General features: G+C 42.3%; 12 protein-coding genes. 11 read left to right on the top strand and 1 reads right to left on the bottom strand.

The features are described from left to right. The 7 genes from recA to BSG1_RS16595 form a co-directional block, all read left to right on the top strand. Positions 1 to 750: recombinase RecA (gene recA, locus BSG1_RS16625; protein WP_006838331.1), on the top strand; the 750-nt coding region annotated here is incomplete at its 5' end. Between the two features lie 274 nt (positions 751 to 1024). Beyond that, positions 1025 to 2587 carry a ribonuclease Y gene (gene rny / locus BSG1_RS16620; protein WP_006838329.1) on the top strand — a complete coding sequence of 521 codons (1563 nt, stop codon included), beginning with the start codon at positions 1025 to 1027 and terminating at the stop codon, positions 2585 to 2587. 164 nt (positions 2588 to 2751) lie between these two features. Beyond that, a complete protein-coding gene (locus BSG1_RS16615; RefSeq protein ID WP_006838328.1) occupies positions 2752 to 3552 on the top strand; it encodes a TIGR00282 family metallophosphoesterase in 801 nt (266 codons plus the stop codon). 725 nt (positions 3553 to 4277) lie between these two features. Beyond that, complete coding sequence (gene spoVS / locus BSG1_RS16610; protein WP_006838327.1) at positions 4278 to 4538, top strand: stage V sporulation protein SpoVS; 261 nt, start codon at positions 4278 to 4280, stop codon at positions 4536 to 4538. Positions 4539 to 4867: 329 nt separating this feature from the next. Continuing rightward, positions 4868 to 5791, top strand: coding sequence for a dipeptidase (locus BSG1_RS16605; RefSeq protein ID WP_006838325.1), 924 nt, complete (start codon positions 4868 to 4870; stop codon positions 5789 to 5791). Between the two features lie 316 nt (positions 5792 to 6107). Then, positions 6108 to 7673 carry a tRNA (N6-isopentenyl adenosine(37)-C2)-methylthiotransferase MiaB gene (miaB, locus tag BSG1_RS16600; RefSeq protein WP_006838324.1) on the top strand — a complete coding sequence of 522 codons (1566 nt, stop codon included), beginning with the start codon at positions 6108 to 6110 and terminating at the stop codon, positions 7671 to 7673. A gap of 1 nt (position 7674) precedes the next feature. Next, entirely contained in the window at positions 7675 to 8103 is a 429-nt protein-coding gene (locus BSG1_RS16595; RefSeq protein WP_006838323.1) for a RicAFT regulatory complex protein RicA family protein, read from the top strand. Between the two features lie 337 nt (positions 8104 to 8440). Here BSG1_RS16595 and BSG1_RS16590 read toward each other — a convergent pair whose 3' ends face one another. Then, entirely contained in the window at positions 8441 to 9169 is a 729-nt protein-coding gene (locus tag BSG1_RS16590) for a class I SAM-dependent methyltransferase (protein ID WP_044023059.1), read from the bottom strand. A 264-nt stretch (positions 9170 to 9433) separates the two neighbouring features. Here BSG1_RS16590 and BSG1_RS16585 point away from each other — a divergent pair, with 264 nt between their 5' ends. From BSG1_RS16585 to BSG1_RS21430, 4 genes are all read left to right on the top strand, one after another. Continuing rightward, entirely contained in the window at positions 9434 to 9970 is a 537-nt protein-coding gene (locus BSG1_RS16585) for an outer spore coat protein CotE (RefSeq protein WP_006838321.1), read from the top strand. Positions 9971 to 10230: 260 nt separating this feature from the next. Beyond that, complete coding sequence (locus BSG1_RS16580) at positions 10231 to 10599, top strand: VOC family protein (RefSeq protein ID WP_006838320.1); 369 nt, start codon at positions 10231 to 10233, stop codon at positions 10597 to 10599. 436 nt (positions 10600 to 11035) lie between these two features. Continuing rightward, on the top strand, positions 11036 to 13660 hold the full coding sequence (gene mutS / locus BSG1_RS16575) for a DNA mismatch repair protein MutS (protein WP_006838319.1): 2625 nt from the start codon (positions 11036 to 11038) through the stop codon (positions 13658 to 13660). A gap of 13 nt (positions 13661 to 13673) precedes the next feature. Beyond that, the coding region (locus BSG1_RS21430) for a hypothetical protein (RefSeq protein WP_232214252.1) at positions 13674 to 13792 on the top strand (119 nt) is incomplete at its 3' end.

Below are 13792 nucleotides of genomic sequence, written 5' to 3'. Positions count from 1 at the left end.
CTCGACCCGGTATACGCACAAAAACTTGGTGTAAACATCGATGAACTACTCCTTTCCCAGCCGGATACTGGTGAGCAGGCATTGGAAATCGCTGAGGCACTTGTACGAAGCGGTGCTGTTGATATTCTCGTTATTGACTCTGTTGCTGCATTGGTTCCGAAAGCGGAAATCGAAGGAGAAATGGGTGACTCTCACGTTGGTCTTCAGGCACGTTTGATGTCTCAAGCCCTGAGAAAACTTTCAGGTGCGATCAATAAGTCTAAAACGATTGCCATCTTTATTAACCAGATTCGTGAAAAAGTCGGTGTTATGTTCGGTAACCCAGAAACAACTCCTGGTGGACGTGCATTGAAGTTCTACTCCTCTGTCCGTCTTGAAGTCCGTCGTGCTGAGACACTGAAGCAAGGAAACGAAATGGTCGGAAATAAAACGAAAGTCAAGGTAGTCAAGAATAAGGTGGCTCCTCCTTTCAGAGTGGCTGAAGTTGATATCATGTACGGACAAGGGATTTCCAGAGAAGGCGAAATTATCGACATGGGTTCTGAGCTTGATATCGTTCAAAAGAGCGGAGCTTGGTATTCTTACAATGAAGAACGCCTTGGTCAGGGTCGAGAAAATGCAAAGATTTTCTTGAAGGAAAATCCTGAGATCCGCAATGAAATCATGCTAAAGATCCGCGACCATTATGGCTTGGATACAGGCAAAGCGGAAACTGAAGAAGCTCAAGATGAATTGTTGCTGGACAAATAAGACTTTTTTAAAGAAGCAGGGAACAGTTCTCTGCTTCTTTTTTCATATTAGGGTCAAAAACATGCATAAATCGAAAAAATCCAGAGGAATCAAGGGGGAAAAGTCTCAGCCCCTTGACAATGAATATTCTGAGATTTAAAATTAACATGTATATTTTACAAATTTTCGAATGTTAATATTTGAAAGCCTAGCGCTGTATATTGAAACCTTTGGAAACAATGTACCAGCCGACATGTAAAAGACATGACAAAAGTTCATAGCAAGGGGAGGTGAAATGATGGAACTCATTACAATCATCTCCATTTTGCTTGGCCTAATCGTCGGTGTAGTTGTTGGATATTTTATTCGTAAATCCATTGCTGAAGCAAAGATTGCTGGAGCTAAAGGTTCTGCAGAGCAGATTCTTGAAGATGCTAAGCGCGAGGCAGAGGCTCTGAAGAAGGAAAAGCTCTTAGAAGCAAAGGATGAAAATCATAAGCTTCGTACTGATATGGAAAATGACCTTCGTGAACGAAGAAATGAATTGCAAAAGCAGGAAAATCGTTTAATGCAAAAAGAAGAGAACCTCGATCGTAAAGATGAATCGCTTGATAAGCGTGAATCTCAGCTTGAAAGAAAAGAGGCAGCTCTAAACGAAAGACAACAACATATTGAAGAGATGGAAAGCAAAGTGGACGAGATGATACGACTACAGCAGACCGAATTGGAACGCATCTCTGCACTTACGCGTGATGAGGCGAAAGCGATCATCCTGGACCGCACTGAGAATGAACTATCTCATGATCTTGCCTTAATGATCAGAGAGCATGAAACTCGTGCGAAAGAGGACTCTGATAAGAAAGCGAAAGAGATCCTTTCACTTGCAATCCAGCGTTGTGCAGCAGAGCATGTTGCAGAGACAACGGTATCTGTTGTAAACCTTCCGAATGATGAGATGAAAGGTCGCATCATTGGTCGAGAAGGACGTAATATTCGTACATTAGAAACGCTGACTGGTATCGATTTAATTATTGATGATACGCCAGAAGCGGTTATCTTATCCGGTTTTGATCCAATTCGACGCGAAACTGCAAGAATTGCGCTTGAAAAACTGGTACAAGACGGACGTATCCATCCAGCCCGTATCGAGGAAATGGTTGATAAAGCGAGACGGGAAGTGGATGAGCATATCCGTGAAATTGGTGAACAAACAACATTTGATGTTGGTGTTCATGGGCTCCATCCAGATTTAATCAAGATTTTAGGACGCTTGAAATTCCGTACAAGCTATGGTCAAAACGTTCTGAAACACTCAACGGAAGTAGCATTCCTTTCAGGATTGCTTGCTGCTGAGCTTGGTGAAGATGTAACTCTTGCCCGCCGTGCCGGACTGCTTCATGATATTGGTAAAGCCATTGATCATGAAGTGGAAGGAAGCCACGTTGAAATCGGTGTTGAATTGGCTACGAAGTACAAGGAACATCCTGTGGTCATCAACAGTATCGCTTCCCATCACGGGGACACAGAACCAACGTCTGTCATTTCAGTACTTGTCGCTGCTGCTGATGCACTTTCAGCTGCAAGACCAGGTGCCAGAAGTGAAACACTTGAGAACTATATTCGCCGCTTAGAAAAGCTTGAGGATATCTCTGAATCCTATGAGGGTGTAGAGAAGTCATTCGCAATTCAAGCCGGTAGAGAGGTTCGTATCATGGTTAAACCAGAATCCATTGATGATCTGGAAGCTCACCGACTGGCGCGTGACATCCGAAAACGGATTGAAGAGGAACTGGATTATCCAGGCCATATCAAAGTCACGGTCATTCGGGAAACAAGAGCGGTTGAATACGCAAAGTAAAGCGGTGTGATTTCACACCGCTTTTTCTTTGCCTGCAGATATGCTTTACCCCTTTAACACACTAAGAGGGACAGTCCCTTTTAGTGCGTTAAAGGGATGCAGTATGAGTTTTAGTAGGTGCTATGATAAAATGGAAGAAATGTTGAAAGAGAAAGGGTTTGCAAATGAATATCTTATTTATTGGAGATGTAGTAGGGTCCTTGGGCCGTGAAATGGTTTCTGAATATTTACCGAAGCTGAAAGCGAAGTATCGTCCTTCCGTTACGATTGTGAATGGAGAGAATGCCGCTGGAGGTAAAGGCATAACTGAAAAGATTTATAAACGCTTTTTGAATGATGGAGCCAATATCATTACAATGGGGAACCATACTTGGGATAATAGAGAAATATTTGATTTTATCGATAATACGAAATTGATGGTAAGACCCGCTAACTATCCAAAAGGGACGCCGGGAAGCGGTATAACGTTCATCAATATCAATGGTTTTGAAACAGCGATCATCAATCTTCAGGGTAGGACCTTCATGCCGGCTTTGGATTGTCCGTTTGAAGCAGCTGAAGAACTTGTGGCTCAGGCAAAAGAAAGAACACCCTTTGTTTTTGTTGATTTTCATGCAGAAGCGACGAGTGAGAAACAGGCCATGGGGTGGTTCCTGGATGGAAAGGTTTCTGCAGTGGTTGGGACACATACCCATATCCAGACAGCTGACAACCGGGTGTTGCCTAAGGGAACTGCTTTTATAGCGGATGTAGGGATGACGGGTCCGTATGATGAAATCCTGGGAATGAACAAGGAATCAGTCATCAACAGGTTCATGACAAGCCTTCCTGTGCGATTTGAAGTGCCAAGCAAAGGCCGAAAGCTTTTGAGTGGTGTTATTATCGAAATCAATGAAAAAACGGGTATGGCGAAGAGTATCGATCGCATCTTGATCAATGATGATCACCCGTTTATGGCTGAATAATATAAAAAAAGCAAAAGGACCATTCAGTGGTGCTTTTGCTTTTTTTTTAGGGAATTTTCTATGTTCTGGCGATAAGACGGGATTTTTCTTGTTTATTTTCTGAGGGTGGTTCCGGGTGGATATCTGGCCGCTGTATCGTATGAAGGGGTGTGCAAAATCCGGGTAGTCAAAAGGCAGTTATGAGGTTGTAGATTGATGGATTGGGCTAGGTCGGGGTAGTCATAGGATTATTATGAAGGTGTCGATTGGTGGGGTGTACTAAATCGGGGTAGTCAAAAGGCCGTTATGAGGTTGTCGATGGGTGTGTTGGGTAAGGTCGGGGTAGTTATAAGGCCGGTATGGGATTGTAGGTTAGTGTTGTGAGAAAAGCCATTATTAAGGCTGGCTGAATGTACTTGAAACAATCCGTAATCGATAATCGGCCGCTACGCTTTTATCAATTCAGTTTCAGTGCCCTAACGGCTATCGTACTGCCAATCCCCTCCTTGCGATAAGTCAACATCGAAAATCGCTCACTCTTCGTGTGTCCTTTATCTCATACGAGAGCCCTGTAATCTGTACGTCGCTGAACGGCCGCTTCCGCTTTTTAGGCTTGTCAACTCCTTTTTTGGGCCAAGCGGGAATGATTTCCCTATTTCGTGAATATAGTAGCAGTGGAATCGTTAATACCAGGTTGTTCTTTGCTTTGAACATTCGGTATGGGGAAATGACAAGGAGGAAAAGAAATGGAAATATTAAAAGTTTCAGCAAAATCCAATCCTAATTCTGTAGCTGGTGCACTTGCCGGAGTTCTTCGTGAGAGAGGAGCAGCAGAGATACAAGCAATCGGGGCAGGAGCCCTCAATCAGGCGGTCAAAGCGGTTGCCATTGCCAGGGGATTTGTCGCTCCCGGCGGGGTAGACCTTATATGCATTCCTGCATTCACCGATATCCTGATTGACGGGGAAGAACGTACCGCTATAAAGTTGATTATTGAACCGAGATGAAAGAAAAAGAGGTTTGTCCGCTGAACTTTATGGGACAGCCTCTTTTTATTTGGCTCTTTTCTAAAACTTTGTTGCTATTCATTATGAAATTCAAGAGAAATAAACATATTTCACTGGAATTATCCTGGTAAACAAAAAAGAAAAGAGCAATTCACCCTGTTCAGTTAGATAAGCCCTTGTATCCGAGGGGGAAATCCGGCCTTTTGGACTTTTCCGATAGCAACAATCAATACGAACACAGCGTTTTATTTTTCCAAGTAGAAAAGGAGTTTAGTGGAATTTCAAGAAGTATATATAAAGACTAGAATGATTGAGAGAGGAGTTTTTATATGATTTTTGACGGCCATTGCGACGTCCTTTTAAAACTTCACCATTATAAGGAGGATGTTTCTTTTCAAAGTCAATCCGATTTACATATTACATATCCCCAGTTGAGGCAGGCAGGAAGCAAGGTGCAGCTTTTTGCCATTTACCTGCCTTCGTATTTAAAACCCGGTCAGCGATTCCAGACGGCTTTGGAGATGGTGGAGGTTTTTCATAAAAAGATCCTTGAACCGAACCCAAAAATGAAGATGGTTCATTCCAAGAAGGACATTGCCGATTTGAAAGAGGATGAGATAGGCGCAATGCTCACCCTTGAAGGATGTGAGGCCATTGAAGAAGATCTTGTGAAACTGCACACATTATATCAACTGGGGGTCAGGGCTGTAGGTTTAACCTGGAACTGGGCAAACGCAGTAGCGGATGGAGCATTGGAACCCAGAGCTGCAGGTTTGACAAAGTTTGGCAGGGAAACCGTTGAATTCTTGAATGATCACAAAATCTTGACGGACGTTTCACATCTTTGTGAGCGCTCTTTCTGGGATACCATTGAAATAACAAAGTATCCGATAGCATCCCATTCGAATACCTTCCGCCATTGTGGGCACCCAAGGAACTTGAAAGATGACCAAATTAAAGCACTGATTAAGAAAGACGGAGTGATGGGTTTAACATTTGTACCGCCATTTCTGAATCAGGGTGGGGAAGCCGATGTTTCAGATATCCTCCGACACCTGGACCATGTATGTTCATTAGGCGGCGAGAATCATGTCGGCTTTGGTTCAGATTTCGACGGGATCTCCCAAACGGTAGAAGGGTTGTCTTGTTACAGGGAATACGACAATTTGGTAGGATCACTGCAGAAAAATTACAGCGAGAGTCAGGTCAAGAAATTCCTGTTTGAGAATTTCTATGAAACCTTGCCGGAGTAAATTGAATCGAAAGGGTCGGCCATTACAACATGGCGGGCTCTTTTTTTCTTTAGTCCTTTAAAGCGCTAAGAGGGACTGTCCCTCTTAGCGCTTTAAAGGATTAAATGAACATTTTGCAACATCTGGATGCATCTATTGTATCAGGGCTGAAAAAGCTTTATACTAGATTAACGTGCAATCCTTTTGTGAAAAACTATCAGTATTTTTATAATAGAAACAGCAGATAACAGATATGTTTTTATAATGCGTCGGCTGCGTATTCTTATACGCCTGCAAAGCGCATTTCTGAGCAGGGCAGGAAAGGAGTCAAATTTCAATGAATGAAGAACAACGAAAACACGGTCAGCAAGCGGCCGGAACGACAGATAAAAAGACAGAAAAAGACTATTCAAAATACTTCCAAAGTGTCTATATTCCTCCATCGTTGAAAGACGCAAAAAAGCGGGGAAAAGAGTCAGTTGAATATCATAATGACTTTAAAATTGATGAAAAGTTCCGTGGAATGGGCGATAATAAAAAGTTCTACATCCGCACATACGGCTGCCAGATGAATGAACATGATACCGAAGTCATGGCAGGGATCTTCATGGCACTCGGCTATGAAGCGACAGATAACACTGATGATGCAGATGTCATTCTTCTAAATACATGTGCCATCCGTGAAAATGCTGAAAACAAAGTATTTGGCGAACTTGGACACTTAAAACATCTGAAGCGCGAAAAACCTGAACTTCTTATCGGTGTATGTGGTTGTATGTCGCAGGAAGAATCGGTCGTTAACAAAATCCTTAAAACATATCACCAGGTAGATATGATTTTCGGTACTCACAATATCCACCGCCTTCCAAATATTCTTAATGAAGCCTATATGTCGAAGGCAATGGTTGTAGAGGTCTGGTCCAAAGAGGGAGATGTCATTGAGAACCTTCCTAAAGTGCGCCGCGGCAACATTAAGGCATGGGTGAACATTATGTACGGCTGTGATAAATTCTGCACATACTGTATCGTTCCTTATACAAGAGGAAAAGAACGGAGCAGAAGACCTGAAGAGATCATTCAGGAAGTCCGTCACCTTGCTGCACAGGGCTATCAGGAAGTCACTCTCCTTGGTCAGAATGTAAATGCATACGGTAAAGACATTGAAGATCTTGAGAATTATGGATTGGGTGACTTGATGGATGAGCTCCGCAAAATCGATATTCCGCGCATCCGGTTCACAACAAGCCATCCACGTGACTTCGATGATCACTTGATTGAAGTTCTTGCGAAAAAAGGTAATCTTGTTGAGCATATCCATCTTCCAGTACAATCAGGATCATCTGCTGTATTGAAAATCATGGCTCGTAAATATACCCGTGAAAGGTTCCTGGAGCTTGTAGGTAAAATCAAGGCGGCCATGCCTGGAGTTGCCCTGACGACAGACATCATTGTCGGCTACCCCAATGAAACGGAAGAGCAGTTCGAAGAAACACTTTCCTTATACCGGGAGGTCGGCTTCGAATCAGCCTTCACGTATATCTATTCACCAAGGGAAGGTACTCCTGCAGCGAAAATGAATGACAATGTACCGATGGAAGTCAAAAAAGAGCGTTTGCAGCGCCTGAATCAACTTGTTAATGAATACTCAGGAGAAGCGCTTAAGCAATATGAAGGCAAGATCGTAGAAGTACTGGTTGAAGGGGAAAGCAAGAAGAACCCGGAAATCCTAGCAGGATACACTCGCCGCAGCAAGCTTGTAAACTTTAAAGCTCCTAAAACGGCAATCGGCAAAATTGTAAAAGTTAAAATTACTGATACTAAATCTTGGTCACTCAATGGGGAAATGATTGAAGAAGGCCAGATTGGTTCAGAATTCCTAGAAGAAACAGCAGAGGTGAAGTAAAATGGCAAAATATACAAAAGACGATATTATGAAGAGTGCAGCTGATCTTGCAAACATGATTGCTGAAACTGAAGAAGTTGATTTTTTCAAACGTGCAGAAGCACAAATCCATGAAAATCAAAAGGTACGTGAAATGATTTCAAGCATCAAGAGCTTACAAAAGCAGGCAGTGAACTTCCAGCACTATGGTAAAACGGAAGCTCTGAAAATGGTTGAAGCTAAAATTGAAAAACTTGAGGAAGACATCGATGCAATTCCGGTTGTCCAGGAATTTAAGCAGTCCCAAGTTGATGTGAACGATCTTCTTCAAATTGTTGCATCTACAATCTCAAACACTGTTACAGATCAAATTCTAACGTCTACCGGCGGAGATCTTTTAAGAGGGGAAACAGGTTCCCATGTAAAGCACTCTACACCTGGCAGCTGTTAAACCATTTAAAAAACTGGCTCCTTTTATGCGGGAGTCAGTTTTTTTTTGTGCAAAATAAAAAGCGCTATCTTCAGGGCATTCGTTTTGAAGATAGCGCTTTTTATGTTTAGTTCGGTTTCTTTGAAGTTTTTCACTTTTAGTCAGTGTCTTTCTTTCGTGGGTACTGAAGTCAGCCTGAGACCCTCTTAAGATGGTTACATCTCTGCCTCGTGTCCTCAGCAAATGATCGCGTTTCTTTCTTGCCTTGCTTTTCGCCAATTGATATTCACCTCATGCTTGAATTCCTCCAGGGGAGGTAGTTTTATTTAAGCATGAAATGAAGGATGTGAAAAGCCTTTTATTTCTGAAGCTGCAAAATGAGGAACAGTGGTATTTTCGACCTTCTGTTAAACTCTTCTTCATCAGCAAAGGCGGATTTCCTCGGGGCTGCCTCCTTTAAGTTACGGATTTTGAATCCTGCCCTAAGGGTCAAAGAGATATAGTCTTCAATGGTTCGATGGTACTTCACCACTGAATGATCCATCCACGCTTCGACTCTTTTACCGGTTTCAAAATAGTTGTCTACAACCCAATGGCTGCGCTTTTCTTTTCCGGAAAAGTGATCAAAGGTTGCCGTGATGACCGGGTGCATCACAGAAAAAACAAATTGGCCGCCCGGCTTTAACGCTTTATACACTTCATACATGAGATGATCTAAGTTTTCAATGTAGTGAAGGACCATTCGTGACACAATCAGGTCATAGCTTTCCTTCAGTTTCAAACTTTCTAGGTCTCCTAATTGAAAAGCAGCCTTATCAGTCTGAAAGTTGGCAAGGGCACTATCAATCATATTTTTTGATCCATCCATCCCCCTATAGTGAAGAACCCCGGCATCCAGCAGCTCTTTACTAAACTGACCATCACCACATCCCAGATCCAATACATCCTTATCATGAACATTACCGAGCAGTTCAAGAAGAACCGGCTTTTCCATTGCGTTGTTCGGACTTTCTTTTCTTTGCCTCCGCGACTGGAAGTTCTCAAAGAATTCTTTCTCTTCATATGCACTTGACCCTTTATGTAACAAAGCAATCCCCCTGATATATGAAGTCTTTTTTCCTCTAACCATCATATTATATTACGGATGCAGAATCCTTCTTTTTAGTCTTTTTTTCTTTCTGAAATTTCGATTGCCCAGTTTTCAACCAATCGGGAAAATGGGAACATTCACTATTTTTAAGCATACAATGAACTATCTCGAAACTAATTTGTCACCATTCTTAAAATACTCGCACAAACGTCTAGACGCCCGCATAAGATGAATTGAAAATGAATGAGGAGGTACGCTCGAATGGCAGAATACAGAGAGATCATTACCAAAGCGGTCGTAGCGAAGGGACGCAAATTCACTCAATCCCATCATACGATTAGCCCGCCGCATCATCCATCGAGCATTTTAGGCTGCTGGATCATAAATCACACGTACGAAGCACACAAAGTCGGCAAAAAAGTCGAAGTGTCCGGCTTCTACGAGATCAACGTCTGGTATTCCCATGATGACAACAGGAAGACTTCCGTTGTAACAGAGAGAGTGGAATACTGTGATGTCATCAAGTTGAAGTATCGTGATCCTGACTGCTTAGATGATAAAGAAGTAAATGCAATCGTACTGCAGCAGCCTAACTGCGTGGAAGCGGTTATTTCACCAAACGGCAACAAAATCATCGTACATGTAGAGCGAGAATTCCAAGTCGAAGTCATCGGCGAAACAAAGGTTTGTGTCCTGGTTAACCCGGATGGCTGCGATGACGACTGGGATTGCGACTTCGACGATGACGATTTTGAAGAGCTCAACCCGGACTTCCTGGAAGGGCTTGACGAAGAATAACGGAGACTAGGAAGACGGCCTCTTCCTAGTTTTTTTATTACATCACATTTCTTGAATGAGAATTTTTCAGAGGAATATTGAAAACTTCAATAACGGGCTCTTTTCGGCTGTAGTTTGAATTTCAATTTGTGTACTATGACAAGAGCAATTTAGACAGATGCGGTCGCTCCAGCCGCATCTTTTTGCTGTGTAAAAAACTGTTCCTGCTTGGGAAAGGGTTGAAAAAAGTAGTATGATGAAAGAAAAGAGGAGGGATTGGGATGACATTCAAAATGATTGGATTAGATCATATACAATTAGCTGCACCTGCAGGTTCTGAAGATAGGGAGCGACAGTTCTATGGAAAGGTTCTTGGTATGAAGGAAATGGAGAAGCCCGAGAAACTTAAAGCGGGAGGTGGCTGCTGGTTTCATTGCGGAAACCAGGAATTGCACATCGGTGTAGAAACTGACTTTTCTCCTGCATTAAAAGCACACCCTGGAATTGTCGTAAAGAATATTGAAGCTGTCAGAAGCAGACTTGAAGAAAATGGTTATGAAGTAAAGGAAGATACGAAGATTGAAGACAGAAAAAGGATTTTTGTAAACGATCCTTTTGGAAACAGAGTTGAATTTCTCGAGTATAACTAGTTACTAGGTCGTTTCTCCATGAGGGGAATCGGCTTTTCTTTTACTGATGAAAATTGTCAAAAGCCCAAGGGGATTGAGCTGGACGCAATTATTGGGAACTAGACGCAATAAACCAGGATTAGAAGCAATAATTTAAAATTAGACGCAATTATACTTAAGCTACGGTTCCCACTTCCTTTCACTCTTATTATATGGCTATTTTCTAAAAGGTCTGTTCTTTATACACAATCTCATCTAAATTACAAAATTCTATTCGACAGGACATATAGCTTTAATGTTTTTTTACTAACCTTCAGTAAGAAGGGTTTCCTTCTGCTAATCCTTCCACGTATCTCAAATCCTGCCTGTTGTTTCCTTCAATATAAAAAAACCTCTTGCTGTGATATAATTAGTGTTTGTAGATTACTAGATAAGATCGGAAAGGTTTGGTTGGCCAATGGCGACATACACTCCAATGATTATGCAATACTTAAAAGTGAAGGCAGAGTATCAAGATGCCTTTTTGTTTTTTCGTTTAGGCGATTTTTATGAAATGTTCTTTGAGGATGCAATCAAAGCTTCTCAGGAACTTGAAATTACATTAACGAGCCGTGAAGGCGGGGGCACCGAACGAATCCCGATGTGCGGCATACCCTATCATTCAGCGCCCAATTATATAGAACAGCTGATTGAAAAAGGATATAAAGTGGCAATTTGTGAACAGACAGAAGATCCGAAACAGGCGAAAGGCGTCGTGAAAAGAGAAGTCGTACAACTGATTACACCAGGAACAGTCATGGACGGTAAAGGGCTGCAGGATAAAGAGAATAACTATATCGCCTCTATCAGTCTATTTGACGACAATACGGCAGCATTGGCTTACAGTGACTTATCAACAGGAGAAACGAAGGTAACTCAATTGTCCGCAAGCTTTGATGAGACCGTTAATGAACTGGCAACCATCGGGGCAAAGGAAGTGGTTGTTCATTCCGAGTTCGATGAAGAACTGAAAAGGAAACTTGTTGACCGTACAGGTGTCACGATTTCTTTTGAAAATGAAACGGACACCAATGAAAACTACAGGTTACTTCTCGATGATTTAAAGCAGGACAAACTTACGAAAACAGTTTGCAGATTGTTGAACTATTTATTCAGGACCCAGAAAAGGAGTCTTGATCATCTGCAAAAAGTGGAAACCTATCAAATTCATCAGTTCATGAAGATAGATTACTATTCAAAGAGAAATCTGGAACTAACAGAAACCATCCGTGCTAAAGGAAAGAAAGGTTCATTGCTTTGGCTTCTTGATGAAACGATGACAGCCATGGGTGCCAGAATGCTGAAACGGTGGATTGACCGTCCATTGATTGATCAGAAAGAAATTGAGAAGAGACACAGCATGGTTCAACTTCTTCAGGAGCGGTTCTTTGAACGTGAAGATATAAGGGATCTTCTAAAAGAGGTCTACGACTTAGAACGTCTTGCCGGAAGAGTTGCATTTGGGAACGTCAATGCAAGGGATCTCATTCAGCTAAGAAAATCACTTGGCCAGATTCCCCTGTTGAAAAATATCATCGGTGAACTGGGTCACGATATTGCGGATGAAATCCTGAAATCCATTGATCCATGTGATGAACTTACTGGTATGCTTCATGATTCCCTCCATGATCAGCCGCCGCTTTCTATCAAAGAAGGAAATATCATCAAAGACGGCTATCACGAAGAACTTGACCAATACCGGGATGCAAGCAGAAACGGAAAGACATGGATTGCTCAGCTGGAAAGAGAAGAGCGCGAAAGAACCGGCATTCGTTCCCTGAAAGTCGGGTATAACCGTGTATTCGGATATTATATCGAAGTGACCAAAGCGAATCTCGGGTTGTTGGAAGAAGGCCGTTATGAGCGCAAACAGACACTGACAAACGCAGAACGCTTTATCACGCCGGAATTGAAAGAGAAGGAAGCCCTGATTCTTCAAGCCGATGAGAAAAGCATTGAGCTGGAGTATGACTTGTTCCTTAACATCAGAGAAACCGTTAAAGAATATATACCGCGCTTGCAGAAGCTGGCAAGGGTCGTTAGTGAAATTGATGTACTGCAATGCTTTGCGACTGTAAGTGAGAAGAGGCATTATGTGAAACCATCTTTTAATCGTGATAGAAAAATCATGATAACAGATGGACGCCATCCAGTTGTGGAAAAAGTGATGGATGCCCAGGAATATGTACCGAATGACTGCTACATGGATCAGGAAAGGGAAATCTTGCTGGTCACCGGACCGAACATGTCTGGTAAGAGTACGTATATGAGGCAGCTGGCCCTTACGGCAATCCTTGCCCAAATCGGGTGTTATGTCCCTGCTAAAGAGGCAAGTCTGCCTATCTTTGACCAGGTGTTTACACGAATTGGAGCAGCGGATGACCTAATATCGGGACAAAGTACTTTCATGGTGGAAATGCTTGAGGCGAAAAATGCAATTACCAACGCGACACAGGACAGCTTGATTCTTTTTGATGAGATCGGAAGAGGGACGAGCACTTATGACGGAATGGCACTGGCACAGGCAATCATTGAATATATACATGAGAATATTAAGGCAAAAACTTTATTCTCCACGCATTATCATGAGTTGACGGTTCTCGAACAGGAATTGGCTAACGTGAAGAATATTCATGTCAGTGCGATGGAACATAACGGAAATCTTGTATTCCTTCATAAAATTAAAGAGGGAGCAGCGGATAAGAGTTATGGAATTCATGTAGCTCAATTGGCAGAGCTTCCTGAAAACCTGATTGTCAGGGCGAATGAAATTTTGGAAAAGCTTGAACAAAAGACAGACAACAATCCTGGACGAAATGCTTCTTATCAGCAGACTTCTAAGGTTGCAGAAAAAACGCAAGAAGAACAGCCCGCACAGCTGTCATTTTTCCAAGAGGACAAAAAAGTACAGCAGAGTGGCGGCGACCTAAGTAAAAAAGAACGTAAGCTTATTGAAGAACTAAAATCATTCGATATTCTTGAAATGAATCCGTTACAGGCGATGAATGCCCTCTATGAGCTCCAAAAGAAATTGAAAAAATAAGGAGGTGGGAAATATGGGTAAGATTTTTCAACTTGATGATGCTTTGTCCAATAAAATCGCTGCAGGTGAAGTTGTCGAACGTCCTGCTTCAGTCGTTAAAGAACTGTTGGAAAATGCAATTGATGCCAACGG

The organism is Bacillus sp. SG-1 (genome assembly GCF_000181495.1).
Classification (GTDB): domain Bacteria; phylum Bacillota; class Bacilli; order Bacillales; family Bacillaceae_B; genus Rossellomorea.
Note: the sequence above shows the minus strand (reverse complement) of the source record. Positions and strands in the feature narration are given on the sequence as shown.